Annotated in this window: 25 protein-coding genes and 1 CRISPR repeat array; of the genes, 10 read left to right on the top strand and 15 right to left on the bottom strand. The window is 71.9% G+C overall.

Annotated elements, in window-relative coordinates:
* Positions 1–77: 77 nt before the first annotated feature.
* Both AB0J90_RS33720 and AB0J90_RS33715 read left to right on the top strand, forming a co-directional pair.
* Entirely contained in the window at positions 78–1,310 is a 1,233-nt protein-coding gene (locus AB0J90_RS33720; protein ID WP_363603033.1) for a hypothetical protein, read from the top strand.
* A 239-nt stretch (positions 1,311–1,549) separates the two neighbouring features.
* On the top strand, positions 1,550–2,470 hold the full coding sequence (locus tag AB0J90_RS33715; RefSeq protein WP_363603031.1) for a hypothetical protein: 921 nt from the start codon (positions 1,550–1,552) through the stop codon (positions 2,468–2,470).
* A 96-nt stretch (positions 2,471–2,566) separates the two neighbouring features.
* On the opposite strand, the gene AB0J90_RS33710 is transcribed toward AB0J90_RS33715, so the two are convergent.
* From AB0J90_RS33710 to AB0J90_RS33685, 6 genes are all read right to left on the bottom strand, one after another.
* The gene (locus AB0J90_RS33710; RefSeq protein ID WP_363603029.1) at positions 2,567–3,184 is read right to left on the bottom strand and encodes a DUF305 domain-containing protein; all 618 of its coding nucleotides are present in this window, start codon (positions 3,182–3,184) and stop codon (positions 2,567–2,569) included.
* A gap of 93 nt (positions 3,185–3,277) precedes the next feature.
* Positions 3,278–4,030: a lytic polysaccharide monooxygenase gene (locus AB0J90_RS33705; RefSeq protein WP_363603027.1), complete on the bottom strand. Its 753-nt coding sequence runs from the start codon at positions 4,028–4,030 to the stop codon at positions 3,278–3,280.
* A 181-nt stretch (positions 4,031–4,211) separates the two neighbouring features.
* On the bottom strand, positions 4,212–5,048 hold the full coding sequence (locus tag AB0J90_RS33700; protein WP_363603025.1) for an undecaprenyl-diphosphate phosphatase: 837 nt from the start codon (positions 5,046–5,048) through the stop codon (positions 4,212–4,214).
* A gap of 147 nt (positions 5,049–5,195) precedes the next feature.
* Positions 5,196–6,677 carry an aminotransferase class V-fold PLP-dependent enzyme gene (locus tag AB0J90_RS33695; protein WP_363603023.1) on the bottom strand — a complete coding sequence of 494 codons (1,482 nt, stop codon included), beginning with the start codon at positions 6,675–6,677 and terminating at the stop codon, positions 5,196–5,198.
* Positions 6,678–6,703: 26 nt separating this feature from the next.
* Entirely contained in the window at positions 6,704–8,101 is a 1,398-nt protein-coding gene (locus AB0J90_RS33690) for an MFS transporter (RefSeq protein WP_363603021.1), read from the bottom strand.
* A 116-nt stretch (positions 8,102–8,217) separates the two neighbouring features.
* Entirely contained in the window at positions 8,218–8,526 is a 309-nt protein-coding gene (locus AB0J90_RS33685) for an MGMT family protein (RefSeq protein ID WP_363603019.1), read from the bottom strand.
* Positions 8,527–8,587: 61 nt separating this feature from the next.
* Here AB0J90_RS33685 and proB point away from each other — a divergent pair, with 61 nt between their 5' ends.
* Together proB and AB0J90_RS33675 are read left to right on the top strand one after the other, a co-directional pair.
* Positions 8,588–9,697, top strand: a complete 1,110-nt coding sequence (proB, locus tag AB0J90_RS33680; protein ID WP_363603017.1) for a glutamate 5-kinase — start codon at positions 8,588–8,590, stop codon at positions 9,695–9,697.
* Between the two features lie 17 nt (positions 9,698–9,714).
* Entirely contained in the window at positions 9,715–10,959 is a 1,245-nt protein-coding gene (locus tag AB0J90_RS33675) for a glutamate-5-semialdehyde dehydrogenase (protein WP_363603015.1), read from the top strand.
* A 23-nt stretch (positions 10,960–10,982) separates the two neighbouring features.
* On the opposite strand, the gene AB0J90_RS33670 is transcribed toward AB0J90_RS33675, so the two are convergent.
* The 5 genes from AB0J90_RS33670 to AB0J90_RS33650 all read right to left on the bottom strand — a co-directional run bounded on the left by AB0J90_RS33670 (position 10,983) and on the right by AB0J90_RS33650 (position 16,395).
* Entirely contained in the window at positions 10,983–11,795 is an 813-nt protein-coding gene (locus AB0J90_RS33670) for a prenyltransferase/squalene oxidase repeat-containing protein (protein ID WP_363603037.1), read from the bottom strand.
* A 220-nt stretch (positions 11,796–12,015) separates the two neighbouring features.
* Positions 12,016–13,236 carry an adenylyltransferase/sulfurtransferase MoeZ gene (moeZ, locus tag AB0J90_RS33665; protein WP_363603013.1) on the bottom strand — a complete coding sequence of 407 codons (1,221 nt, stop codon included), beginning with the start codon at positions 13,234–13,236 and terminating at the stop codon, positions 12,016–12,018.
* 126 nt (positions 13,237–13,362) lie between these two features.
* Entirely contained in the window at positions 13,363–14,163 is an 801-nt protein-coding gene (locus tag AB0J90_RS33660) for a DUF3152 domain-containing protein (RefSeq protein ID WP_363603011.1), read from the bottom strand.
* Positions 14,164–14,308: 145 nt separating this feature from the next.
* A complete protein-coding gene (locus AB0J90_RS33655; protein WP_363603009.1) occupies positions 14,309–15,265 on the bottom strand; it encodes an alpha/beta hydrolase in 957 nt (318 codons plus the stop codon).
* A 74-nt stretch (positions 15,266–15,339) separates the two neighbouring features.
* Positions 15,340–16,395 (bottom strand): hypothetical protein, encoded by a 1,056-nt coding sequence (locus AB0J90_RS33650; protein ID WP_363603007.1) that lies wholly within the window; start codon positions 16,393–16,395, stop codon positions 15,340–15,342.
* 724 nt (positions 16,396–17,119) lie between these two features.
* Positions 17,120–17,245: a CRISPR direct-repeat array (repeat unit 19 nt; unit sequence CGGACCGGGCCCAGGCCGG).
* 1,223 nt (positions 17,246–18,468) lie between these two features.
* On the opposite strand from AB0J90_RS33650, the gene AB0J90_RS33645 reads away from it, so the two are divergent.
* Positions 18,469–19,110, top strand: coding sequence for a TetR/AcrR family transcriptional regulator (locus tag AB0J90_RS33645; protein ID WP_363603005.1), 642 nt, complete (start codon positions 18,469–18,471; stop codon positions 19,108–19,110).
* A gap of 65 nt (positions 19,111–19,175) precedes the next feature.
* Positions 19,176–19,400: a DUF3107 domain-containing protein gene (locus tag AB0J90_RS33640; RefSeq protein WP_121158362.1), complete on the top strand. Its 225-nt coding sequence runs from the start codon at positions 19,176–19,178 to the stop codon at positions 19,398–19,400.
* A 150-nt stretch (positions 19,401–19,550) separates the two neighbouring features.
* On the opposite strand, the gene AB0J90_RS33635 is transcribed toward AB0J90_RS33640, so the two are convergent.
* Positions 19,551–19,787, bottom strand: coding sequence for a hypothetical protein (locus AB0J90_RS33635; protein ID WP_363603003.1), 237 nt, complete (start codon positions 19,785–19,787; stop codon positions 19,551–19,553).
* A gap of 368 nt (positions 19,788–20,155) precedes the next feature.
* Between AB0J90_RS33635 and AB0J90_RS33630 the strand changes: the two genes are divergently transcribed.
* Both AB0J90_RS33630 and AB0J90_RS33625 read left to right on the top strand, forming a co-directional pair.
* Positions 20,156–21,943 carry a DEAD/DEAH box helicase gene (locus AB0J90_RS33630; RefSeq protein WP_363603001.1) on the top strand — a complete coding sequence of 596 codons (1,788 nt, stop codon included), beginning with the start codon at positions 20,156–20,158 and terminating at the stop codon, positions 21,941–21,943.
* Between the two features lie 106 nt (positions 21,944–22,049).
* Positions 22,050–23,189: an SAM-dependent methyltransferase gene (locus AB0J90_RS33625; RefSeq protein ID WP_363602999.1), complete on the top strand. Its 1,140-nt coding sequence runs from the start codon at positions 22,050–22,052 to the stop codon at positions 23,187–23,189.
* A 10-nt stretch (positions 23,190–23,199) separates the two neighbouring features.
* Here AB0J90_RS33625 and AB0J90_RS33620 read toward each other — a convergent pair whose 3' ends face one another.
* Positions 23,200–23,607: a hypothetical protein gene (locus AB0J90_RS33620; RefSeq protein ID WP_363602997.1), complete on the bottom strand. Its 408-nt coding sequence runs from the start codon at positions 23,605–23,607 to the stop codon at positions 23,200–23,202.
* Between the two features lie 394 nt (positions 23,608–24,001).
* On the opposite strand from AB0J90_RS33620, the gene AB0J90_RS33615 reads away from it, so the two are divergent.
* Entirely contained in the window at positions 24,002–24,466 is a 465-nt protein-coding gene (locus AB0J90_RS33615) for a helix-turn-helix transcriptional regulator (protein ID WP_363602995.1), read from the top strand.
* A gap of 22 nt (positions 24,467–24,488) precedes the next feature.
* Here the strand turns inward: AB0J90_RS33615 and AB0J90_RS33610 are convergent, their stop codons facing one another.
* Together AB0J90_RS33610 and AB0J90_RS33605 are read right to left on the bottom strand one after the other, a co-directional pair.
* Entirely contained in the window at positions 24,489–25,472 is a 984-nt protein-coding gene (locus AB0J90_RS33610) for a hypothetical protein (RefSeq protein WP_363602993.1), read from the bottom strand.
* Between the two features lie 13 nt (positions 25,473–25,485).
* Entirely contained in the window at positions 25,486–25,860 is a 375-nt protein-coding gene (locus tag AB0J90_RS33605; RefSeq protein ID WP_363602991.1) for a metal-sensitive transcriptional regulator, read from the bottom strand.
* Between the two features lie 132 nt (positions 25,861–25,992).
* On the opposite strand from AB0J90_RS33605, the gene AB0J90_RS33600 reads away from it, so the two are divergent.
* Positions 25,993–26,925: an NlpC/P60 family protein gene (locus AB0J90_RS33600; protein ID WP_363602988.1), complete on the top strand. Its 933-nt coding sequence runs from the start codon at positions 25,993–25,995 to the stop codon at positions 26,923–26,925.
* Positions 26,926–26,984 lie beyond the last annotated feature (59 nt).

The following is a 26,984-nucleotide window of genomic DNA, read 5'->3' as shown; positions in this document are numbered from 1 at the left end:
AGGCACCGTGAAGTCCTGGCTGCACCGTGCCCGCGCCGCGCTCGCCGCCGAGCTGACCGACCGCAAGGAGCAGAACAATGGCTGAGACCGACGACTTCGCGCTGGACGCCGAGTTCGCCGCCTTCCGTACCGGACTGCTCGACCAGATCACCCCACCCGGCCCGGACGCGGTACGCAGTACCGTCCGGCACCGCCGACGGGTCGCGACCACCACCGGCCTGGCCCTGGCCCTGGTCCTCGTCATCGGCCCGGTCGCCGGGTACGCGACGCTGAACCGGAACTCCGCACCGCCGCCCGGACCCGCCACCACTGGCGAACCGACGCCCAGTCCCACCCCGTCGGCCACGCCGACGCCGTCGGCCGCCCCGTCGGCAACCGGCACCCCGACGCCACCGGACGGTGAGATCAGCAGGGCGGACCTGCTCAAGGCTCGGGTGACCCTGCCGGCCTGGCAGTCGATCGCCCCCGAGTGGTGCGTCACCAAGAACGTCCGGTTGGAGGACGACTCGAAGCTGAAGCACCCGGCGCTGGCCACGCTGGTCCACGGCGACGTGGACGACGACGGTGCCGCCGAGTCGATCGCCCTGCTGACCTGCCCGCTCACCGAGGGCGGGACGACACAGCAGGTGGTGGTCTTCGACCGGGACGCCACCGGAAAGGTGGTCACCCTCGGCCAGGTTGTCCGGGTGGGCGCCGGAATAGAATGGCTGGCCGACGTCAAGTACGACTCCACCGGAACGGTACGGGTCCAGGTGGGCGATATTCCGACGTGTTGCCAGATCCCGAACGCATGGTCGCAGAAGCAGTGGCGCAATTACGGCTGGAATGGCAAGGAGTTCGAACAGACGGCCGGACCGGAGGCATTCGGACCGAATCCGGTCTTCACCGATCTGCGTGCGGTCAGCGCCACCAACGTGGTGTTCGTCGAACGTCCCGAGGACCCGGTCTGGGGACTGCGGTACGGCTCGGTCACCGTCAAGATCCGCAACGACGGCCCGACCACCTCGAAGACCGTACGGCTGGATCTACTGTTCGGCGCGGGCACGATGCGACACGAGGGCACCGGCTGGTCTGCCTGCACGAAGACGAGCAACACCTCCTCGTTGTTCGACTCGAACCTGTTCTGCGAGCTCAAGCCGCTCAAGGCGGGTGAGGAGCGGACCCTCGTACTCGGCCTGACGAACAGCGTGCCGCAGCCGGACAGCGGCACCGCCACCGTGCGCGTGAGCAACATCGACCGGATCGACGGCGACGAGTTCACCGTCCCGGACGAGAACGGCAACAACAACAGCACCGAGTTCCAGTTCTGAACACCTGACGCCGTACACCGGCATCGGCCCGTACCCGGAAAAGCGGGTACGGGCCACTTTCTTGTTCGGGCGGCGATTGGTCGGCGGGCCCTTGACGTGTAGAGGGTGGTATTGGTTGCAGGTAAGGTTGTCGCTTCGCGGACAGGAAAGCACCGCAACCCGAATAGGCAATGGGACGTGTCTTGTTCGATGCCGGGACAGAAAGCGCCACGGCACACGGGGAACAATCTGGAGGAACGATGTCCGTCTCAATGCGTCGTCGTCTGCTCGTCGGTGCGCTCGGCGCCGCCGCGTTGTTGGTGGCCCTGGCCCCGGCCGGCGCCGCCTCGGCCGGAAACAAGAACCACGGCTCGTCCGTCTCCGTCGGCAACCTGGTCCTCCAGCCGACCGAGCGTGGTTACCGTGGCACGCTGCCGATCACGATCACCCTCCGCGGCACCGCGAACGTCCTGCCCGTCGTCACCGTCACCGAGCCGGTCGCCGGCTCCTTCACCAGCCTGCTGCCCGAGGGCCCCTGCTTCCCGCGCAACGACGGCCCCCGGCGCACGGTCGACTGCACGATCGACAGGTTCGAGCCCGGCGAGCGGCGGACCGTGTACGCCGAGTTCGAGGTGCTCACCGATACCCGCCCCTACCCGATGGTCGCCACCGGTGGTCGGGTGGACGTCTCGGTGGACTCTGTGCCGGTACGCGGCGGTGAGGCCCTCTCCGCACTGTTCCGCTCCACCACCGGTTCGGTGCGCCACCCACGGCCGTACGTGCAGGACACGGTGGCCGACGGCTCGCTGCGGGTCGGTCCGGCGGTGCTGAACCAGCAGGCCGACGGCAGCTATGCCGGTCAGGTGTCGGTCACGGTCGGCTACCGCAGCGACGCGCCGCACGACGAGCCCCAGGTGCAGCTAGTCCTGCCGGAGGGTGTCCGGACCGGTGCCGGCGTCTTCTGCCCGTTCGCGCGCTGTGTGGTGCCGGGCGGCGAGTTCATGCCCGGTGAGGTACGGACGTTCGACATCCCGCTGACCGCCGAGGCCGACATCGTGGCCGGGCCGCTCGGCGACGCGACCGCCCAACTGCACCTGCCGTACGGCAACACCGAGACCCCGGACTCGAACCCGGCCGACAACGCGGCGACCTTCACCGTCACCGCCGTCGCAGCCGCCTGAGCCCGTGTGTCACAGCGGCGGTGCCCGGCCGGGATCTTCCGGTCGGGCACCGCCGCTTCCGGTGCCCCGCGCTCCACAGTGGTCGGACCAGCGGTGTCAGCCGAGCATCGTCAGCATCTGGTTGATCTGGGCAGTACGGGACTGGTCGATCCGGCCGGCCAGTTCCTTGGCCGCCGGGTCCTGCCCGAACTTCGCCTCGTTGCGGGCCATCTCGACCGCGTTGTGCTGGTGCGCGATGAACAGGTTGAGGAACGCCGTCTCGAACTCGGGCCCGCTCATCCGGCCCAGCGCGGCGATCTGTTCCGGTCCGGTGGCCGGCAGCCCGCCGTGGTCGGCGTGGGCGTGGTCGGCCGGGTCCGCCTCGGTCGGCCGCCCCCAGTCGCGCAGCCAGCCGCGCATCGTCTCCTGCTCCTCGGCCTGGGTGACGTCGACGGCCGCGGCGAGGGTGCGTACCTCGGCGCGCTGGGCCCGGCTCTCGGCCAGCCGGACCAGTTCCAGGCCCTGACCGTGGTGGGTCACCATCATCTGCAGGAACATCACGTCGGCCGGATTGAACGATCCCGGTGGGACGGTCGCCGTGGCGGACACCACCGGTTGCGGCGGCGCGGGAGTGGGACCGGCGGGTGAGCCGTCGGGGCCGGTGCTCGCGCCGCCACAGCCGGCGAGCAGTAACAGCACGACCGGGGCGAGCAGCGTACGACGGTAACGGGCCATGTCCCGCCTCTTTCGGCTCGGGCAACGGACAGGGATGTGACGTGCGCGGGCCCGTACCGGAAACCGGTACGGGCCCGCCGGTGCAGGCGAGCGTCAGAGCCGCTGCCAGAGCGCCGGTACGTTCGGCGGCTCCCAACCGGGGATGGCCGTGTGTGCCTGACGGCAGCGGTAGCTGGCGCCGCCGTAGGTGACCGTGGCGCCGACCTGGTACGCGGTGCCCGAGGCCCAGGTGCCACCGGCCGGCGGCGGGGTCGTCGGGTTCGGCGGCGGAGTCGCCGTACGGGTCGGCGTCGGGGTGGGGTTCGGCGGCGGGGTCGTCGGGTTGCCGCCTCCGCCACCGATCTGCAGGTCGACGCAGGAGTAGAACGCGTTCGCGGTGTCGGCGATGTTCCAGATGGCGAGCAGCTTCTGCCGGCCGGAGAAACCGCTGAGGTTCACCTGGTGCGAGACGGTGGCACCGGGCTGGCGCCCGTTGTCGTTGAACAGCGCCACCCGCTGGTTGCCGATGTAGTACTCCCAGGTGCTGGTGGAGTGCCGGGCGGTGAGCACCCAGTTGAAGGTGAGCGAGGTGCCGACCGAGGTCGCCGGCCAGTTGCGGCTCTCGTCACTGAGTACGGAGAAGTGCGCGATGTTGGCGTGGCAGTTGCGCAGCCCCTTCGGCCCCTCGACGCTCTGCGGTTCCCACTGGATCTGTCCACAGTTGGCGACCCGACCCTGCGCGCAGTTGGCCTGCCGGCTGGGTGGTGACGAGATGTAGCCGTGCGCCTGCGCGGGCGCGGCGACGACCAGGGTGGAGGTGATGAGGGCTGCGACCGTCAGCAGCGACAGTGCGGCAGATCTTCGCATCGAAGGGCTCCTTACTCGTACTCGGCAGGGCGCCCTTAACAATTTATAGTAAACACTATTTACAGTAAAGACCTGGAAATAAGTTTGTCGATGTGTTCGTACCGCCACGCAGCGCGGCGGCCCGGCACCCGCCCCGACGAGGGGCGGACACCGGGCCGCCGCGATGGCCCAGCCGATCGACTCAGGTGGCCGAGATGGTGCCCGTACCGACCAGGACCAGGACCACCGTGCCGAGGATCACCCGATAGACGATGAACATCGTGTACGTGTGCCGGGCGATGAACTTCAGCAGCCACGCCACCGCGAGATAACCCACGATCCCGCTGACCAGGGTGGCGGTGATGGTCGCCGGCCAGCCGACCCCGGTGCTGATGTTCTCGTACTCGTCCACGACCTGAAGCGCGCCCGCGGCCATCAGCGCCGGGATGGAGAGGAAGAACGACAGCCGGGTCACCGTGACGCGGTCCAGGTCGCGCAGCAGCCCGGCGGACATCGTCGCGCCCGACCGGGAGATGCCCGGAATCAGCGCCAGCGACTGCACCGTACCGATGATCAGCGTGTCCTTCCAGGTCACGTCCGACTCGTGGCGGACCTGGGTGGCCGCCCGGTCGGCGAACCACATCACCCCGGACCACAGGATCAACGCGAAACCGACGAACCAGAGACTGCGCAGCGTGGTCTCGATCTGGTCCTTGAACAGCAGCCCGATCACGCCGATCGGGATCGAGCCGAGGATGACCGCCCAGCCGAACCGGTAGTCCGGACTCTCCCGACCCGCCGGGCTGAACACCCCGCGCACCCAGGCGGTGAAAATCCGGATCAGGTCCTTACGGAGATAGAGCAGGGTCGCGAACACCGCGCCGACCTGGATGATCGCGGTGAACGCGGTGATGTCGGGGTCGTCGATGGAGTAGCCGAGCAGCTTTTCCAAGATGGTGAGGTGACCGGTGCTGGATACCGGCAGGAACTCGGTGAGCCCCTCCACCGCGCCCAGCAGCACCGCTTCCAGGATGTTCACATGCGCCTCTCGGAGCCGGGATGGAGGCCGGAGGACGACCGTACGGTCCGATGGATCATCCTTCGACGGGCGTTGACGCTAACGCAGTCCCGACCGTGGAAATCTGCGAGGGGAGGGCGTCGGCGAAGACCAGCGAACGTACGACGGTCAGTAGGTGGGACGTTGCAGCAGGCTGAGGAACTCCACCAGCAGTCGCTCACGCAGCCGTACCGGTGCGACGTTGAGCAGGGTGTTGACCACGGCCACCCGTTCCGGCAGCGGCCCACCGGACGCGTCGTCGGCGCCGCCGCCCAGCCCCAGCCCGGCAGCGAGGCCGGCGACCAGTTCCGGGGTGAGCTGCTCCGGGGTCAGTGCACCGGCCAGCGCCAGCAACTCCGCCGGCAGCTCGACCGGACCCGCCGCCCGGGCGGCAGCCGCGGCGGCGCGCAGGTCCACCCCGAAATCGGCCACCCTCGGCGCCACCGACGCGGTCACCGTCAGGTGGATGCTGGCCGGTAGGTCGCTGTACGCCATCTGGGGTTGGGTGTGCCAACCGCGGACGGTGAGTTCGTCCGCGAGGACGAACAGGTCGAGACCGGGATCCTCGGTGCCGAAACAGACCACGGTCGCCTCCGGCTCCGCCAGCAGCCGCAAGCCGTCCACGGCGGCGACCTCGGCGGCCAGCTCGCGCACCGCGTCCACAGTGGTCCGAGCCAGCGCCAGGTAACCCGCGTCGCCGACGTGCCGCAGGGTGGCGAACGCGGCCGCGATCGGCCCGCCCGAGCGGGTGGACGAGATGACCGGGTTGAGCATCGTGTAGCCGGGCCAGTCGGCGAAGGCGAAGTACTGCGGCCGCCGCAGCCCGGCGTCGCGGTGCAGCAGCACCGAGACACCCTTCGGTACGTAGGCGTACTTGTGCAGGTCGACCGAGATCGAGGTGACCCCGGGTACGGCGAAGTCGAACGCCGGCACGCTCACCCCGAGCCGCCGCAGGTACGGCAACGTCCAGCCGCCGAAGCAGGCGTCCACGTGGCAGCGCACCCCGGCCGCCGCCGCGATCTCCGCGATCGCCGCCACCGGATCGACCACCCCGTGTGCGTACGACGGCGCCGAACACGCCACCAGCACCGTCTGCGGCCCGATCGCGGCGGCCATGTCGGCCGGATCCGGACGCAGCGTCTTCGGCGACACCGGCACCAGATCGAGCGCCACACCGAGGTAGTGCGCCGCCTTCGCGAACGCCGCATGCGCGGTCACCGGCACCACCAGGCGCGGCGCCTCGATCTCCGGATGCGCGTCCCGCGCGGTCTTCACCGCCAGGATCAGCGACTCGGTGCCGCCGCTGGTGACACTGCCGACCACCTCCGGCGCACTGCTGCCCGGACCGCCGCCGAGCACCCGTGCGGCCGCGCCGACCAGCGCGTTCTCCATCGCCAGCAGGGACGGGAAGGCGGTCGGGTCGAGCCCGTTCACGTGCGCCGACAGCGCGTACGCCGAGTGCGCCAACTCGTCCAGACCGGGCACCGCAGGGTCGTAGACGTACGCGAACAACCGCCCGCCGTGGGTCGGCCGGTCGGCGGCCCGCAGGCCACGAATCTCGTCCAACACCTGGGCAGCGGGTACGCCGTGCGGGGGCAGCGCGTCGAGCATGGCGGACACCGTAACAGCCGACTCGATCACCGACCCGTCCCGCTCTCGCTGACCGTCACCGATGGATCGGCCACCGGTCCCGGTTGCACCTGCGCGAGCCGGGCCGAGGTCAGGTCGTAGCCCCGCAGCAGCAGCACCGGCAGCCCGACCAGCAACGCCGGTAGCACGGTGAAACCGAGCAGCACGCCGAGCCGGGCGGTGTCCGACTGCGCCGCCGCCAGGCCGGTGTCCGAGGAGACGTAACCGAACACCTGCAACACCAGCCCGTAGATGCCCGGCCCGAAGGCCAGCCCGAGCGTCTCCCCCGCCGTCCAGACTCCGGTGAACACCCCCGCCTGGCGACGGCCGGTCCGCGCGGTGTCGTACGCGATGCAGTCCGGCAGCATGGCCAGCGCGAACACCTGAAGCCCGGCGTAGCCGCAGCCGATCACCACGATCACCAGGTACGGCAGCACGGCGGGCAGCAGCGGCGCGGCGACCAGCGCCAACGCCCCCGCCGCGAAGATCAGCGAAGCCCGTACGAAGGCTCGCAGCTTGCCGATCCGGGCCCCGATCCGGGACCAGAGCGGCATCACCAGCAGAGCGGGTCCGACAAACGACACGAACGCGATGGTGGTGCCGCTCTCGCCCGCGTCGAGCACCTGCTCGACGAAGTAGTTGACCCCGGCGAGCACGGTCGCGATCCCGGCCGACTGGATGACAAAACAGGCCAGCAGCAACCGGAAGGGCCGGTTGCCCGAGACGACCCGAAGCTGGGCCCGCAGGCTCGGCTCGCTCTCGCCGACCGTACCGGCGGAGGTGCCCCGGGTGCCGAAGAAGGCACCCAGCGCACCGACGACGATCAGCACCGCCACGAACAGCCCCATCCACCGGTGTCCGGGGATGCCCGAGCCACCGGCGTCGACCACTATCGGCGCGACCGCACCGGAGACCAGGATGGCCACCGCCAGCACCGCGATCCGCCAGGTCATCAGGCGGGTACGTTCCTCGTAGTCGGCGGTCAACTCGGCCGGCATCGCCACGTACGGCACCTGGAAGAAGGCGAACGCGGTAGCGGTGGCCAGGAAGGCGAACGCGACGTACCAGCCGGCGTCGGTGCCGGTGCCGACCGGTCCGGCGAACATCGCCGCGAACAGCAGCGCCAGCGCCACCCCGCCCAGCAGCAGGAACGGTCGGCGCGGCCCCCAGGGCGAGCGGGTCCGGTCGGAGATCCGCCCGACCACCGGGTTCACCAGCACGTCCCAGGCCTTCGGCAGCAGCACCAGCAGTGCGGCGATGCCGGCCGCGATGCCCAACGTGTCCGTCAGGTACGGCAGCAGCACCAACCCCGGTACGGTGCCGAACGCCCCGGTGGCCAGCGATCCGAGCGCATAGCCGGCGCGCACCCGGCGGGGCAGGCCGGTCCCGGCCGGCGAGGCAGTCATGGGGCCGAATGCTAACGGCGGTACGCGGTCCGCCCCACCCTCCGAAGATCCGATTCCGACCGCCCGGAAGGTGTCCGGGCGCGCCGCTTGCCCAGTCCTGCGAAAACGCCGCCGGCTCAGTGGTGGGGGAACCAGGCGGCGTTGCGCAGGTCGACCTTGTCGCCGCGCATCGGGGTGCCCTCGGCGACCAGCCGCGCCCGGGCCCGCGACTCGTGTCCCGGCGGCAGCCGGCCGGCCGAGTTCACCACCCGGTACCAGGGCACACCGCCACCGTGCCGCTTCATGATCGAGCCGACCTGGCGGGCGGAGTTGCGACCGGAGCGGTCGGCCAGCGCGTCCGCTATCGCCCCGTACGACATCACCCGTCCCGGCGGGATCCGCTCGACCAGGGCCAGTACGGCCTCGACGTACTCTTCCGTCGTCACGGATCGCCAGCATATGGGAGCCGACCGCCGCCCACCGGCGATAACCGCGCAGAATGGGCGGGTGCGTGAAGCAGTCACGGCAGCGCGGCGGATCGTGGTCAAGGTCGGTTCGTCCTCGCTGACCACCGCCAGCGGCGGCCTCGACACCGATCGGGTCGACGCCCTCACCGACGTACTCGCCGCGCTGGCGGCGGACGGGCGGGAGATCGTGCTGGTCTCCTCCGGTGCGATCGCCGCCGGTCTGGCCCCGCTGGGGCTGCCTCGCCGACCACGTGACCTGGCCACCCAGCAGGCCGCCGCGAGCGTCGGGCAGGGCCTGCTGATCGGCCGGTACGCGGCCAGCTTCGCCCGGCACGGACGCACCGTCGGGCAGGTCCTGCTCACCGTCGACGACGTCACCCGACGGGTGCACTACCGCAACGCGTACCGGACCCTGCGCAAGCTGCTCGACCTGCGGGCCGTACCGATCGTCAACGAGAACGACACGGTGGCCACCGAGGAGATCCGGTTCGGCGACAACGACCGGCTCGCCGCCCTGGTCGCCGCCCTGGTCCAGGCCGACCTGCTGGTGCTCCTCTCCGACGTCGACGCCCTCTACACCGGGGACCCCGCCAAGCCCGGCACCACCAGGATCGAACAGGTGCACAGCACCGACGACCTGGCCACGGTCACCATCGGGCGGGCCGGGCGGGCCGGTGTCGGCACCGGCGGCATGGTCACCAAGGTCGAGGCGGCCAGGATCGCCACCGGCTTCGGCATCCCGGTCGTGCTCACCGCCGCCCCGCTCGCCGCCGAGGCGCTGGCCGGCGCGTCGGTCGGCACCCTGTTCCACCCGGCCGTACACCGGCCCGGTGCCCGGCTGTTCTGGTTGGCCCACGCCACCTCGCCCCGGGGCCGACTGCACCTCGACCCGGGCGCGGTGCAGGCCGTGGTGACCCGCCGCAAGTCGCTGCTGCCGGCCGGCATCACCGCCGTCGACGGCACCTTCACCGCCGGTGACCCCGTCGACCTGGTAGACATCCTCGGCACCCCGGTCGCCCGTGGACTGGTCAACTACGACGCGGTGGAACTGCCCGGACTGCTGGGGCGCTCCACCGGCGAACTTGCCGCCGCCCTCGGCCCGGCGTACGAGCGTGAGGTCGTCCACCGCGACGACCTGGTCCTGCTGTGAAGAACGAGGAGTTCGAGATGAGCGTCACCGAGCAGGCGCGTCGGGCCCGTACGGCGGCGAACACGCTCGCCACCGCGACCCGTACCGCCAAGGACGCCGGCCTGCACGCGATGGCCGACGCGCTGGTCTCCCGTACGCCGGAGATCCTGACCGCGAACGAGGCGGACCTGGCGGCGGGACGCGAGGCCGGGCTGTCCGCGGCGATCCTGGACCGGTTGGCGCTCACCGCGGACCGGGTGGCCGCCATCGCCGCCGCGTTGCGGGAGATGGCCGGGCTCGCCGACCCGGTCGGTGAGGTGGTACGCGGTTCGACCCTGCCCAACGGCCTGGAACTGCGTCAGATCCGGGTGCCGTTCGGGGTGGTCGGCATCATCTACGAGGCCCGGCCGAACGTGACCGTCGACGCCGCCGGCATCTGTCTCAAGTCCGGCAACGCGGCCCTGCTGCGGGGTTCCTCGTCGGCGGCACACTCCAACGCCGCCCTGGTCGAGGTGTTGCGGGACGCGGTCACCGGTGCCGGGCTGCCGGCCGACGCGATCCAGTTGCTCGACGCCTCGTCCCGCGACTCGGTCAAGGAGCTGATGCGCGCCCGCGGCCTGGTCGACGTGCTGATCCCGCGCGGTGGCGCGTCGCTGATCCGGACCGTGGTCGAAGAGTCGACGGTGCCGGTGATCGAGACCGGGGTGGGCAACTGCCACGTCTACGTGGACGCCGCCGCCGACGTGGCGAAGGCCGTCGACATCGTGCTCAACTCCAAGACCCAGCGCCTGTCGACCTGCAACACCGCCGAGTCGCTGCTGGTGCACGCCGACGTCGCGGACGCGTTCCTGCCGGCCATGCTGGCCGCGTTCGCCACCGCCGGGGTGACCGTGCACGGCGACGACCGGGTCCGGGCCTACTCGGCCGAGGTGGTGCCGGCCACCGAGGAGGACTACGGCACGGAATACCTGGCCGCGGAGATCTCGGCGGCCGTGGTCGACTCGCTCGACGTCGCGGTCGAGCACATCCGGCGGTACGGCACCCAGCACACCGAGGCGATCGTCACCGACTCGGTCGGCGCGGCCCGGGAGTTCGTGGCCCGGGTCGACTCGGCCGCGGTGATGGTGAACGCCTCGACCCGGTTCACCGACGGCGGCGAGTTCGGCTTCGGCGCGGAGATCGGCATCTCCACCCAGAAGCTGCACGCCCGTGGCCCGATGGGGCTGCCCGAGCTGACCTCCACCAAGTACGTCGTCACCGGCGACGGCCACCTGCGCGGCTGACCGGCACCGCCCCGCCGGCCGGTTCAGCGGGCGGCGCGGATGACCAGCAGCGTGGTGTGCACGTCGAAGGTGTCGCCGTCCTCGCTCGGCCAGCCGCCGTCGCTGCGCTGGGTCTCGGCCAGCCGGCGGCGGGCGGCGACCAGCAGCCAGTCGTCCGGGCTGACCCCGACCCGGACCAGCGCCGACGCCATCCAGGCCACGTCGGCCGGGGACATCTGCGGCAGCCGGTCACCCAGCACACCCTGGATCCGCGCCGACTCGTAGAACAGTTCCTGCCGGTACAGCACGGCGGCCGACAGCCAACCGGCGGCGAGGAACGACGGCCAGGTGCCGTCGGGGTGCAACCGGTCGGCGATCGCCTTCGCCGCGGCGTGCACCGACCCGGCGTACACGCCGCCGACCCGGTGGTCCAGCGGCCCGGCGGCGCGGGCGTCGAGCCCGGCGACGGTGAGCCAGAAGGCGGCGTTGGCGGTGAGGAAGAGTTCGGCCTCGGCGTCGCCGGGCTTCGCCCAGTCCGGCGCCTCGCGGGCCAGTGACTCGTGCTCCTCCCAGGTGCCGTCCGGCCCCTGCCGGGCGGCGAGCCAGTCGAGCGCCTTGCGGGCCGCGGGCCGGTCGAGCGCGCCGAGGTCGTCGAGTTCGGCCAGCCGGAAGCAGGTCGCGTCGACCGAGGCGATCTCGCCGCCCCAGACCGCGGGCCAGCCACCGTCCGGGGCCGAGCCCATCTCGACGTCGGCGAGCACCTCCGGCAGCGGCGGCGCACCGGTACGCAACCAGGAGAGCCGAGCCCGGTCCACCGCGTCGCCGTGCGCCACGACAAAGCCGATCGCACCGTCCATGTCCACCACGGGAGAGAAGGCTACCGGCGGGGAACTTTCTTTGCCTCGGTAAGTCAGCCGAGGTCAACCAGCCACTCGGCAGCTCCGGTCATAGGCCTCGGTCAATCCGAAACCCGGCCACCGCTGACCAAAAGGGCTCCTTCCATACCGAAACTTCGGCACGGAAGGAGCCCTTCCCGAACACTACGCACCCGATGGGTGACGGTACGTGGTGTGATGCTCAGTACGCCGGCAGCGCCGGGTCGACCTGCTTGATCCAGGCGAGCACCCCGCCCTGTACGTGCACCGCGTCACGGAATCCGGCCGCCTTCAGTGCCGCCAGGGCCTCCGCCGAACGGACCCCCGACTTGCAGTGCAGCACGATCTGCCGGTCCTGCGGCAGCTTCGCCAGCGCCTCGCCGGAGAGGATGTCGCCCTTGGGGATCAGGGTCGAGCCGGGGATGCGGACGATCTCGTACTCGGCCGGCTCCCGGACGTCGATCAGGAAGTGGTCCTTGCCGCTGTCCTGCCACTCCTTGAGCTCCGAGGCGGTGATGATCGAGCCGACCACCGCGTCCTGCGCCTCGGTGGAGACCGCGCCGCAGAAGTCCTCGTAGTCCTCCAGCAGGTCGGTCACCGTCGGGTTCTCGCCGCAGAGCACGCAGCCCGGGTCCTTGCGGACCTTGATCTTGCGATATTCCATCTCCAGGGCGTCGTACACGGTCAGCCGGCCGACCAGCGGCTCCCCGATGCCGGTGAGCAGCTTGATCGCCTCGGTCACCTGGATCGAGCCGATCGACGCGCAGAGCACACCGAGCACGCCACCCTCGGCGCACGACGGCACCATGCCGGGCGGCGGCGGCTCCGGGTAGAGGCAGCGGTAGCACGGGCCGTGCTCGGCCCAGAAGACCGACGCCTGGCCGTCGAACCGGTAGATCGAACCCCAGACGTACGGCTTGCCGAGCAGCACCGCCGCGTCGTTGACCATGTACCGGGTGGCGAAGTTGTCGGTGCCGTCGACGATCAGGTCGTACTGGCTGAACAGCTCGCGTACGTTGTCCCGGTCCAGTGCGGTGTTGTGGATCACGACGTTGACCAGCGGGTTGATCTCCCGCACGGTGGCCGCGGCGGACTCCGCCTTAGGGCGGCCGATGTCCGACTGGCCGTGGATGATCTGGCGCTGGAGGTTCGACTCGTCGACGGTGTCGAAGTCGACGATGCCCAGCGTGCCGACACCGGCCGCGGCCAGGTACATCAGCGCCGGAGAGCCCAGGCCACCGGCGCCCACACAGAGCACCCGGGCGTTCTTGAGCCGCTTCTGCCCCTCGACCCCGACGTCGGGAATGATCAGGTGGCGGGAATAGCGGCGGATCTCGTCAACGGTCAGCTCGGCGGCGGGCTCGACGAGCGGGGGCAACGACACGGTGAACTCCCCGGAATCGATAGTGGTGTGCCGCGCCATTGTCGCTCGGGAAAGCGGGCATTGACCATGAGGTGGAACACCTGTCCCGTAAACCGGGGCGGGAATACCCAGCGGTAGGGCCGCCACGGCCCGGCCGAAGTCGCCGCTGGGCCGCAGGACCGCAGGTCAGACCGGCGGTCCCTCGTACCGGCGTCCCTCCAGGTACGGCCACGAGTTGACCGTACAGCCGTTGAGGAACAGCGTCTGCTGCTGCATCACCGGTGCCGGCCTGCCCTTGCCGGGACACTGCTCGTGCCCGTGACCCAACTGGTGGCCGGTCTCGTGGTTGATCACATACAGCCGGTACGTGGCCAGCGGCAGCTTCGCCGCCACCAGGTAGTCGACCGAGAGCATCCACCGGTTCAGGTTGATGATCACCTTGCCCGTCGTCCGGCACGACGTGTACGGCTCACCGTCGATCCGGATGTCGGTCCCACCGGCGGCGCACATCCGGGCCGCGGTGTTGGCCGTGGCGAGGTAGACGGTGAAGTCGTAGTTCGAGCCGTCCGGCACCCGCTGCAACCGAAGCTGCCCGCTGCCGGTCCAGCTTCGCGGGTCGCTCAGGGTCTCGTCGACCGCCGCCGAGAACTCCTTCACGTCCTCACCGGAGCCGTTCTCGGTGGCGACCCGGTAACGCCGCAGCACCCCCGCCTGCCCGGCCACCTTGCCCACACCGGTCGCGTACCGGAACGTGTTCTCCCCGGACTGCGGCACCGGGCCTGGCATCCGCAGCAACGGCGGCGGCTTCGGTGACGCGGACGCCGACGCGCCGGGCTTCGCCGGGGGCGTCACGGCCGCCTGTGCGGCGTTGACACCCGCCGGTGGCCCGGCCACCGACAACGGGCGCTCGGTCGCGGTCAAGCGATCGACCAGCGGCGGACCGACCAGCCCGACCAGCACACCCGCGACCGCCACGAGAACCGCCACCACGACAGCAAACCGTCGTCCGCGCGGAGCTTCGCGCCGCCGGACCCCACGGTACCGATCCGAGTCGTTCGCCCTGGTCGAACGGGCTCGGGACCGGGAACGGGAACTGGAAGAGGACATCGTTGCCCAGCGTGCCACGTCACAGTCAGTAGCGCAGCATCGCCGTCTCATCCAACAGAGCAACCACCGCACGGGCGACCGTACGGGGTACCTCCAGCTGCGCCACGTGCCCCACCCCGTCCAGCATGAGCAGCCGGCTGTCCGAGATGACCCGAGCCGTCTGGGGCGCCACCCGGACGTCCACCAGCCGGTCCTGCCGCCCGCCGATCACCAGCGTCGGCGCCTTCACCAGCCGGGCGATCCGCCACAGTGAACCGGCGCCCGGCAGGTACGCCCGTACGAAGCTGCTCACCAGGCCGCGCAGCGTACGCAGGTAGGCGGCGGCGTAGTGCTCGGCGGTGTACCGGATCCGGATCTCCTCGACCGCCTCCCGCCGCCGCTGGTCGTTGATCCGGGTGATGTCCGCGACGCACGCGGAGAGCACCTGCCGGGCCATCTCCTCGGGCGCCATCTGGGTCATCCGCCGGTACGCGAGCCGCTCCGCCATCGGCACCGCCAGCAGCGGCACCATCCGGCCCTGTAGTGAGCGCCGAGGGTCGAGGAAGGGCATCGCCGGGGAGATCAGGGTGAGGGTGCGTACCAGGTCGGGACGGAGTCCGGCGACGCGTACCGCGACCGCTCCGCCGAGGGAGTTGCCGAACAGGTGCACCGGGCCCCGGTCGGCGTACTCGAGGTAGCGGACCACCCGGTCGGCGAAAGCGGGCACGGTGTAACTGCGCCCCGGTTCGCTGAAGCCGAAGCCGGGCAGGTCGATCGCCTGGCCGTCGAGCCGGTCGGCGAGCAGGCCGGCCAGGTCGGTCCAGTTCTGCCCCGAGCCACCCAGCCCGTGCACGTACAGCGCCGGCTCGGCGTCCGGGGACGTGGCGGGGGTGTCCCGTACGTAGGTCACCCGACCGTCGAGCAGCACCGGTCGGCCGGGCCAGGGTGGTGGACATCCGTCCCGGCGGAAGAGTTCGTCCGCCCCGAGGGCCGCACGCTTCATCTATCTATTGTGCCGCGAAGCAGGCCCGATCCGCCCGTACGCCTCTTATCCACTGATGCCGTCTCCGCGTCACCTCAGACGAGCAGTGCCTCCAACCGCCGGTTGACCGCGGCCAGGGTGGCCCGGACCACCGCCTGCCGAGGGTCACCCGCGACCAGGGCGGAACCGGCGAGCTGCTCCACCCACCCGTCGCAGACCAGCAGCACCACCACGGTCGCCACCTCGCAGCTCCCGAACGGCACCACCGCCGCGTGCTCGACGAAACACCGCCCCATCTCGGTCACCCGGGCCGAGGTGCTGAGCAGTTCGTCGATCGCGACCGCGGCCGAGACGGCGCAGAGCCGGAGCACGTAACCGTCGACCGCCGGCCCGGACGCCAGTCCGGTCGCCAGTTGCTCACCGGCGGCGAGCCGTACCTCGACGGTCGCCTCCAGGCCGAAGGTGCTCACCTGGACGTGGTCCAGGATCACCCGGGGGCCGGGAACGCCGCCGGGATTGAGCGGCCTCGACGGCGCCGTCTCGGTGGTGGTGGGCTGACCGCCGGAGTACGAGGCACCCGCGGTCACCGGGCTGCCGGTGGCCATCCCGGACACGCCGGTCCCACCGCCGTACGGGCCCACTGGGCGGTCCTCCACGACCGCACGGCCCTGGTGTGCGGCAGCCGTCCGGCGTCGGCGGGGCGGCTCGGGTGGCGCCTCGGTCGGCCGGTCCTCGGCAACCGCCGGACGCGGGTCGGGCTGGTTGGCGGCGGGTGGGGCGGACGTCGGAGCCCCGGACACCGGAGCGGCGGGCAGCATGCCGCCCTGCATCGGCGTACCGGGCAGCATCGCGCCGGGCACCGGGGTGCCGGGCAGCTTCGGCGCCGCCGCGAGGCCCATCCGGTCCTGGAGCAACCGGGCCACCTGGCGGCTCACCTCGGCCGGATCCGCCCCGTCTGCGAGGTCCAGTCGCAGGCTGTGCGCACCGGCCGGGGTCGTACGCAGGGACGCGTCGCGTACCCCGGGCACGCCCCGTACGGCCGCCAGGATCGCCTTGACGTCGAAGCCCTCGGGCCGGTCGCGGAGTTGGCTGGGCGCGTCCTCGCGCCGCAGGTGGGTGGCGATCCGGGCGAGTTCGGGGGTCTCCGCCACCGAAGGCTCCGGCGGGACAGGTTCGGCCATGGTGGGTACGTCCGGCTCGGCCGGCACCCGTTGCGGCAGCGCCTCCGGCGCCGGTTCCGCCGCCCGGATCGACCGTCCCGGATCGACCGGACCCGCCGGTTCCGGTCCGGCCGGATAACCGGGGTACGGCGCCCCCCACGGGCGTTCCGGCCCGTTCGGGTAGCCACCACCCCGCCCCGCAGGCTCGCCGGGCGCGGGGTAGCCCGCAGGCTCACCCGGCCCCGGATAACCCGCAGGCTCGGCGGGTGTCGGGTAACCCGCCGGGTCACCGGGTGCCGGGTAACCCGCAGGGTCACCAGGTCCCGGGTAAGCCGACGACTCGCCCCCGGCGGGGTATCTCCCCGGTCCGACGGCCGGTGGGTAGCCCTGCGTCGGCTCCGGTCCCGGTAGCTGGCCGGGGGCCGGCACCGGGTTCGAATCGGGCCATCCGGGCCCCTCGTCGTGACGAGCGCGTCGCGCTTCGGGCTCCTGGGTGTCCTTCGCCCACGGCGGCGCCCAACCGGACGCCCAACCCGGCCGGGACTGCTCGGCCGGCTGCTGGGGTTCGGGCGCGGAACGCGGCCACTCGCTGCCGCCGTCCCCACCGGACTGAGCGGACTCCGACCGGGACCAGCCGGGGCCGGAGGCACCGGCTGTCGCTTCGGCCTCGGCCTCGTTGCGCGCCCAGGACGCGGCGGCGGCCTGCAGGCCGCTGCCGGACCGGGCCCAGGCCGGGCGGTCGGAATCGGCGGCCGGTGAGCCGGCACCGGACCGGGCCCAGGCCGGACGGGCCGGTTCGCCGGCTTCCGGTCCACCGTCGGACCGGGCCCAGGCCGGACGGCCGTCGCCTTCCGGCGCGGCAGCGGCGCGGTTGCGCTCGGGTCCGGGTGTCTCGTCCTCGACGGCGGAGCGCACCCAACCGGCTTCGGCACCGCCACCGGACCGGGCCCAGGCGGGCCGGGTTGCCGCGGCACGCTCCTGCTCCGGCTCCTGCTCCGGTGCGACCGCCCGCTCACGGGCTTCCGGCGCGTCCCGGTGCGGTGCCGGCTGCTCCCGCTCGGCCGGGCGGTCGGCTGCCCGCGCGGCCGGATTCGCCGCGACGGGTACCGACTCCAGGCGCTTCGGCGGGGTCAGGTCGTAGTTCGGTACCGCGCGGAAGACCGGGGCGGGTTCGAATCCGGGCGGTGTGCCGCCGGGTTGGGCCGGCTGACCGGCCGGCGGGGCCGAGGTCGGTACGGATTCGCCGTACGCGTGTCGGGCCGACTCGGCGTCCGGCGACTCGGCGTTCCCCTGCGTCGCGGAGCTCCGCTCGGTCGCGCCGCCGGGACGGTCCTGGCCGACCGGCACCCGGTCCGTGACCGCGCCGGGGCGTTCCCCGACGGGCCCCAGGGGTCGGTCCTGCCCGCCGACGGGCCGCTCCGGTGCGGACGGCAAACGGTCCTGCTCCGGGTGGCCGGGGCGCTGCGGGGCCGAGGGCGGACGCGGCGCCGGTACGGCGATCCGCTCCGGCCCGAAGTCCTCCGGGTACGCGTATTCCGGCTCGCCCTGGTACGGGTACGGCGGTCCGCTGGCCGGTGCCCGGTACGCCGCCGCAGGCGGTTCCGGGTAGTGCCGGTCGCCGAAGGTCGCCCCGTTGGTGGGCTGCCCGGACTCGCGGGCAGCACCGTTCGCGGCCGACGGGTCGGCGTATCTCGTCGCCGGGTCGGCCGCCCATGACGGCGGGCCCCCCGGTTCCGGCGCCTGGCGCCATCTTGGCCGTGCATCGGAGCCGCCGTCGGCCGGCTTGGCCCCGTTGGGCCAGCCGGAATCGGCCGCCGCCCACCCATTGGCCGGCCGGGCCAGGTCACCGTGCGGACCTGCCCCGTTGCCGTTCTCGCCCGGTGCGGCGGCCCCGGGTTGCCCTGTTTCGTCCACCGTGCGCTCCTTGGTCGCCCCCGCTGAGGCTACCGTGTGGTGACAGTGGCGATAAGTTACAGCGGTGGCCTAATTCGACGGCGCGACGCGATGCGTCGATCCGTTCTGATCGAGGTCGATGGTTGTGCGATGTGAGACACGGAGGTTCCCATGACCGCTGCTGCGGAGAACGGTGCGCAGACAGCAGGCCGACCTACCCGGCTGCCTCGCTCGGCCCGGCGTAAGCAGTTGCTGGCCGCCGCCCAGGAGGTTTTTGTCGCCCAGGGTTACCACTCGGCGGCGATGGACGACATCGCGGAGCGGGCCGGGGTTTCCAAGCCGGTGCTGTACCAGCACTTCCCGGGCAAGCTGGAGCTGTACCTGGCGCTGCTGGACACGCACGCGGACGCGATCGTCGCGATGGTCCGGGACGCGATGGCGGCCACCCCGGACAACAAGGAGCGGGTCAGCGGCGCGGTACGGGCGTACTTCGACTTCATCGACCACAAGAGCGAGGCGTTCCGGCTGGTCTTCGAGTCGGACCTGCGCAACGAGCCGGCGGTACGGGAACGGGTCGAACGGGTCGAGCAGGGCTGCATCGCGGCCATCGCCGACACGATCATCTCCACCACCGGCGTACATCGGGCACGGGCCGAGTTGCTCGCCTCCGGCCTGGTCGGCGCGGCCGAGACGGCGGCGCAGTTCTGGCTCGCCGGTGGCCGTCAGGTGCCGAAGTCCGAGGCGGAGGCGTTGCTCGCCGCGCTCTCCTGGCGTGGCATCGCCAGCTTCCCCCTCCAGGGCGAGTCGGCCTGACGGATACCTCCGCTCATCGGATAGCCTTCGCAACGGCGAGATTTCGCCCTGGATGAGGAGGTCCCGTGGAGGTCAAGATCGGCGTGCAGTACGCGCCGCGCGAGTTGGTGCTGGAGAGCGCGCAGACGCCGGCCGAGATCGAGCAGATCGTGACCGACGCCATCGCCAACGACGGCACCCTGTCCCTGACCGACGAGAAGGGTCGCCGGATCATCGTCCCGGTGACCAAGGTCGCGTACGTCGAGATCGCCGAGGCGTCCCCTCGGGCCGTCGGTTTCGTCGCCCGCTGACCCGGTCCCTTTCGACGCGCTGACGTCCCGACACCGGCCGACCGGCCGGTCCGGGGCCAGCTCGTCGCTCAACAGACCGGCCGCCCGTCCCCTACCGGGTCGCGCGGTCGGTCACGCGGCCTCCGCTGCCTCGCAGGGGCACTGGCCAGCTCAGTTGTCCAGCTCGACGGCCGCCGTCCGGGCGGTACGCGCGGCGGTCAGCCGCCGGGTAGCGCACCGACGCCGGCCGGGCCACCGCTGTCCCGCCGCGCGGATCGCGGTCAGCCCCGCCCGCTCGCCGGCCAACCGCCCCGCCTGCGTCAGCCCCTCCCTACCGGCCGCCGCGCCCCCATCGAGAGCCGTCCGGCGACGCTCCGGACCGGTGTCGCCGGAGCGGGCGCCCGCCACCGGACCCACCCGACCGAACCGGACGACCGGCCTGTTTCGAGCACAACCGTGTCGACGTACGTGGATTCGACGGGTGCGGGGACGACCGCGAGTTTCGTCCGGTTTGCCGAACGCGCCACAGTAATGCGCACCACAGCCCGTACCCCCGGTTGTGGCTCCATCAGCGCGAGTAGAGGCGACATTTGCCCGGCTCAGGTAACATGGAGCAGTTGCCGTAGGTCTCGAGTACCTCGAAATGCTTCCTGCGGCGCGCGTGCGGCCCGGTTTGAGTCGGCATTTCTGCCGCAGACCGTGTGGCCCGCGCCAAACCGAAACCGCGCCCTACGGACTGACGGGGCGCACCCACGAGAGGGCACCCCCACAACCAGATGAGCGATCAAATCGAAGAAATCATGGCTGGCCAGGAGCTGGCCGCCGACGCCCCGGTGCGCCCGGAGGCACCCACCTTCGCGGACCTGGGCGCACGTCAGGAGACCGTGGACGCGCTCGCCGCCGTCGGTATCGTGCGCGCGTTCGCGATCCAGGAGTACGCCCTGCCGATCGCGCTGCGCGGCACCGACCTGATCGGCCAGGCGCCGACCGGCACCGGCAAGACCCTGGGCTTCGGCGTACCGCTGCTGGAGCGGGTCACCGCGCCCGCCGAGGGCAGCACCGGCGTACCGCAGGCGCTCGTGGTCGTACCGACCCGTGAGCTGGGCCTGCAGGTTGCCAAGGACATCGCCGCCGCCGGCAAGACCCGTGGCGTACGCGTACTGCCGATCTACGGCGGGGTGGCGTACGAGCCGCAGGTCGAGGCGCTGCGCAAGGGCGTGGAGATCCTGGTCGGTACGCCCGGCCGGTTGATGGACCTGGCGAAGCAGAAGCACCTGCGGCTCGACGGCGTGCACGCGCTGGTTCTCGACGAGGCCGACCGCATGCTCGACCTGGGCTTCCTCGACGATGTCGAGAAGATCCTGGCGATGTTGCCGGAGAAGCGGCAGACGATGCTCTTCTCGGCCACCATGCCGGACCCGATCGTCACGCTGGCTCGGCGCTTCCTGCACCAGCCGGTGACGATCCACGCCGGGCACACCGCCGAGACCGGGCCGTCGCCGCTGACCCAGCAGCTCGTCTACCGCACGCACTCGATGAACAAGGTCGAGATCGTCGCCCGGATCATGCAGGCCGAGGGGCGTGGCCTGACGATGATCTTCACGCGGACCAAGCGGGCCGCCGACCGGGTGGCCGAGGATCTCGACTTCCGTGGCTTCGCGGTCGCGGCGGTCCACGGTGACCTGGGACAGGGTGCCCGGGAGCGGGCGCTGCGGGCGTTCCGTACCGGCAAGATCGACGTGCTGGTCGCCACCGATGTCGCGGCCCGCGGGCTCGACGTCACCGGCGTCACCCACGTGATCAACTACGACTGTCCGGAAGACCAGGACACGTACACGCACCGGATCGGTCGTACCGGCCGGGCCGGCGCCACGGGTGTCGCGATCACCTTCGTCGACTGGGACGACATGCCCCGGTGGCGGATCATCGACAAGACGCTCGGGCTCGACATGCCGGAGCCGCCGGAGACGTACCACACGTCCCCGCACCTCTACACCGACCTGCACATCCCGACCGACGTCTCGGGCACGCTGCCGACCGCCGACCGGACCCGCGTGGGTCTCTCCGCCGAGGTCGAGGAAGACCTCGGTGGCCGGTCCCGCAGTGCCCGCCGGCCCGAGGGCCGGGGCGGCGACAGCGCCGGCCGCGGCGCGGGTCGTACCCGGGGCCGCCGGGACGGCGACGGTCGCTCCGGCGGTGGCCGACCGGCCGCCGCCACCGCCCCGGAGGCGCCGGTCGATCAGACCGACGAGGTGGTCCGGACCAGCACCCGGCAGCGCCGTCGGCGCCGCGCGGGCGAGGTTGTCGCCGGTGACGGCACCGACACCGGCACCGCCGGTGTCACCGCGGTCGTGACCGACGGCACCGGCCCGGCCGCCGAGGTCACCGGCGAGGGATCGGACGAGGCCGGCACCGGTCGCGGCCGTACCCGGCGCCGCCGCCGTGGCGGTCGGGGTTCGCGGGCCGGTTCGGCCTCCACCGACACCGGCGCCACCGATTCCGGTACGCCGGACGCGCGCTCCACAGGCGACGGTTCGGCCCCGGCGGACTCCGCCAGCGCCTGACCACCGTCACCACAGCTCATCGGTTCCGGCCTCCCCGATCCTCGGCGGAGGCCGGAACCGTGTCGATCCCCGACTCGACCCCGCACGAAAAAGGCCAGGTAGACACATGCCCGAACAACTCGAACTCGCACTGGCCGAGGTACGGGCGCTGCTGCTCGACCCGGGGCTGACCCGTGCGGTCGCCGCCGGCCGTCGCCGGGGACAGGCGCCGACCCTGGTTCGCGCCGAACTGCGGCCGGTCGCCCTCAAGTCCGGGCCCCGGCTACAGATCGCGACCTTCGACGGCTCCCGGCCGTACACCCGCAACGTGGCACCCGGCCCGGAGTCGGACGAGGCGGTGGACGCCCTGCTGGCCGAGCCGTTCGGCAACTGGCACGTGGAGACGGCCACCGCCACCGTGCAGGTACGGGTGACCAAGAAGGGCGACGCGCAGGTGCACCGGGCGGTCGCCGACCGTACCGCCGTCGTGCCGGCCGGGCACGACCGGGCCAAGGAGTACCTGCTCGATCCGGGCGATCCGCTGTTCACCGCGGTCGGTGGCAGCGCGGCGAAGCGGCGCCAGGTCGACGCGTTCCTCCGGGCGCTGGCGGCAACGCTGCCGGCCGAACTGACCGGTCCGCTGCGGGTGGTCGACCTCGGCTGCGGCAACGCGTACCTGACCTTCGCGGCGTACCGCTACCTGACCGGGCGCGGGGTGGACGTCGAACTGGTCGGAGTGGACGTACGGGAGGACCAGCGGCAGCGCAACACCGCACTGGCCGAGGAACTGGGCTGCGCCGACCGGGTACGGTTCGTCGCCGGCACCATCCTGGACGCGGTGGTCGAACCGGCACCCGACCTGGTGCTGGCCCTGCACGCCTGCGACACCGCCACCGACGAGGCGCTCGCCCGCGCGGTCGGCTGGGGCGCCCGCTGGGTGCTCGCCGCCCCGTGCTGCCATCACGACCTGGCCCGGCAGTTGCGTGCCCGGCCGGCACCGGAGCCGTACGACCTGCTGACCAGGGAGGGCATCCTGCGGGAGCGGTTCGCCGACGTGCTCACCGACTCGCTGCGGGCCGGGTTGCTGCGGCTGCACGGTTACCGGGTCGAGGTGGTCGAGTTCGTCGACAGCCAGCACACCCCGCGCAACCTGCTGCTGCGCGCCCGCCGTACCGGCACCGAGCCGACGCGGGAACAGCGGGCCGAGTACCGGGGTCTGGTGTCGCAGTGGCAGGTCGTACCCCGGCTGGAAACCCTGCTGGGCTGATCCTTGCGGGTCAGCGGCGGCGGTCTCCGTTGCTGTCGCCCGGCGTACGCCCGGACGGGGTGGGTACGTCGTACGCCGTGGTCGGGAACGGTACGACGTTGCCGTTGCTCTCGGCCTCGGCGTTGCCGGCCGCGGCGAAGGCGTTCCAGGAGATGTCGACGAGCAGTCGCTTGAGGTCGGCGTGCCGTTCGGCGGCGCTGCGCTGCAGGGCCATCCGGACGCCGAGCAGCACCGACACCAGGGTGGTGATGATCGTCCCGGTGGCGGCCAGTACGTGCAGACCGGTCACCTCCGTACGCGTGAAGACCAGCACCAGCAGCCAGATCCAGAAGCCGGCCGCGAAGACCGCGGCCTTGGCCACGAAGAACAGGCTGATCGATCCGGGTCGGTGGGGAAGCGGTGGGGCTGGAGTGGCCACGTTGATCCTCTTCACTCGCCTCGGTGGGGACGTGCCAGCAGGCGATAGACGCCAGACGATGGGTAGCGGGTCGGCCGGGTCGGGTACGACCGAGCGAGCCGCGCGATGGTCGAGCATAGTGGATTCATCCGGTCACCGGGAGTGGTGGCCTCCCGGGTCGACCCGGCCTCCCGCTACCCCCCGGTCAGCGGGAGACCGTCGCCGTGACACCCGGCCGGGCGCCTCCGTGTTCCGGAGCGGCCGGGGCGGGGTCGCCGAGCCGGCGCCGAGGCGGCACCGGGGCAGTCCCGGCCACGAGACTAGTCGATGGCTGGTTGAGTGGCGAAGCGACAAGATGGCACTACGCTCAAGGGGCAAAGGTCGTGCTCCAGCAGGAGAGGGCTGTCCACTGACAATGGGTGCCGCATCGGACTCGCCCCAGGCGGCATTCGCCCGCTTCGTCCGCCGGGCCATCGACGACGCCAAGGACGAACGAGGCTGGAGCGTCACCGACCTGGCCGCTCACACCGGCGTCGGACGGTCCACCGTGTTCCGCTGGCTGGCCGGCGACTGGCACGACTATCCCGAGTTGGCGAAGGTACGCGGCTTCTGCGCCGCGCTCGACGTACCGGTCACGGCGGCGTTCCGGGCGCTCGGCCTGCCCGACGGCGAACCGGTCCGCGACGACCGCCGCCGCCCAACGGCCGGCACGGCAGTCCGCGCGGGTCGCGCCTCGAAGCGCGGTGACGTGCAGGTCGACGCGGACGTACGGGTGATCCTCACCCGGCTCGCCGACCCGACCGTGCCGGCCGACGAGAAGCAACTGATCCGCGACCTGCTGCGTTACCTCGCCCAGCGCCCGGTACGCAAAGCCGGCTGAACACCCCCGTGAGTGCCCCGGATCAGGGCACGGTCAGGGTGAACTCGGCGGTGTGCACCACCCCGGCGACCTGGAAGTCGAAGAACATCCGGTAACTGCCCGGGCTCGGTGCGGCCAGCCAGAACTTCACCGCCCCACCGACCAGTTGCTCCTCCGGGTGCACGTGCACATAACCCAGGTCACCCGCGCGCAACGTGACCAGGTGCCCGTACGCGCCCAGGTAGCGCTCCAGGCCGGCGACGGGGCTGCCGTTGGCGAAGACCCGGAACAGCAGCGGTTGGGTGGCACCCACCTGCGGGGTGCCCTCGTACGTGACCGTGAACTCCCCGACCGTGGCCTCCCGTGCCGCCGCCGGCAGGGCCTTCGGGGCGTAGTCGCCGTCGACCACCAGGTCGACCCCGAGCGTCGCCGCGGTCTCCTTGCCGGTGGCGTCGAGCGCGGTGAAGTCGGCGTACGCCCGCCAGATGCCGGGTGTGGCCAGTGTTAACGGCACGCTCCAGGTGCCGTCCGGGGCCATCGTCGGGTGCAGGTGCTGATAGCCGGAGAGATCGCGGCGGGCCACGATCAGGTGTAGCTGCTTGTCGTGCACGACGGTGAACTTGGTGACCGGACGACGGTCGGTGCCGAGCACCTGGAACTGGAACGGTTGGCCCCGACCGGCCTGGAACGCGCTGCTCGACGGCACCAGGGTGAAGCCGGAGGCGCTGAGTGAGAGGCCGCCGACCTCCGTACCGGCGGTGGCGGTGCCGCCGGTCGTGGTCGTCGCCGGCCCGTGCTCGTGTGCCCCGGTGCCCGGTGCGTGGGTGTGGTCGCCCACCGCGGACGGCGTACCGGCGGACGAGCCGCCGCTGTCGGTGTTCAGCCGGCCGAGCCCGAACCCACCGACCAGGGCGAGCACCAGCCCGCCGACGAAGAGCGCCATCCGCGCCGAGCCCGGCTGGGGTGCCGGCGGCGGTTCCAGCGTGGCATCCGTCGCCACCGACTCCGATCCGACCACCGACGACATGAGTTGGTCTCCTCTACGAACGCACGAGGCGGGCGATGGCGTCGGACGCTTCCTTGACCTTGGCGGACGGGTCGCTGCCGTCCCGGGCCGCCTCCATCACGCAGTGCGCGATGTGTCCCTCCAGCAGGCCGACGGCGACCGCCTGGAGCGCCTTGGTCGCGGCGGAGATCTGGGTGAGCACGTCGATGCAGTACGTGTCCTCCTCGACCATCCGGTGCAGGCCGCGTACCTGGCCCTCGATCCGGCGCAGCCGGCCGAGGAGGGCCTGCTTGTCCGAGGCGTACCAGTAGCCGTGTCCGGCAGCGGCCGCGGTGGCGTCGCCGGGAGCGGTGGACGGGGCCGGAGCGGGGTCGGCGGGAGGGGTCAGCGCCGGCGGCTCTTCGGTCATGCCGTGCAGAATACCCCCGGTCGTACCCACGCCCATCTCGGTCGATCCCGTCGCCAACGTCGATGGTCGTTCGTTGAGCAGGTCGTGCCGACAACCGTCGTACCGCGCCGCACTGCGGCGTTCGCAGCCGGGATGTCCGTCGTGTTGGCGCTTGCCGCCGCGCCCGAGCCGGCCGATGCCGAACCACCCGGCAAGACCACCGAACAGCAGCTCGCCGCCGCGGCCGAGCAGCTCGAGATCGTCATCGAGCAGTACAACGGCCTGCACGAGGAACTGCGCGGGACCCGGGTCCGGGCGGCCGAACTGGACCGCGACCTGGCCGTGCTGGCGGAGGCCATGACCGCGCACCGCGAGGAGGCGGCCCGGCTGGCGGCCCAGGTCTACCGGGGCCACGGGGCACAGCCGCTCGCGGCTGTCTCGGCGCTGCTCACCGCCTCCACCGACGACCTGCTCGGCTCCTTGTTGATGTTGAACCGGCTGAGCCGGGACCAGCGCCGGATCATCGCGCAGCTCACGGTCACCCATGATCAGCTATCCACCGCTCGCGCCGAGGCGCGGGCGCTGGACGAGCAGCAGCGGGTCCAGGAGCGCCAGCTGGCGGCGCGCAAGCAGCACATCGAGGGCGAGATCAGCCGGCTGAGCCGGCTGCGCGACTCGACCGGCGAGCGCGAGCCCGCCCCACCCCGGACCGCCCCCCGCCCGCCCGACCTGGGCAGCGGCGCCGCCGCGTCGGCTGTCCGGTTCGCGTACGCCCAGCTCGGCAAGCGTTACCAGTGGGGCGGAGAGGGTCCGGACGGGTACGACTGCTCCGGCCTGACCTCGGCCGCCTGGCGCGCGGGCGGGGTGCAGTTGCCGCACAACGCGGCCCGGCAGTGGCGCGTGGTCAAGCGGATCAGCCGAGCCGAGCGCCAGCCCGGTGACCTGGTCTTCTACTACGCCGACATCCACCACGTCGGGATCTACGTCGGCGACGGCAAAATCATCCACGCTCCCCGTTCCGGCAAACCCGTCCAACTCGAACGAGTCGACTACCAACCCATCCACGGCTACGGCCGCCCCACCTGACCCACCCCACCTCTCCCCACCCCTCCCTCCCCCGCGCGCGGGGTGAGGAAGCGGGGACG

The sequence above is a fragment of the Micromonospora sp. NPDC049523 genome, assembly GCF_040676775.1.
GTDB lineage: Bacteria > Actinomycetota > Actinomycetes > Mycobacteriales > Micromonosporaceae > Micromonospora_G.
Note: the sequence above shows the minus strand (reverse complement) of the source record. Positions and strands in the feature narration are given on the sequence as shown.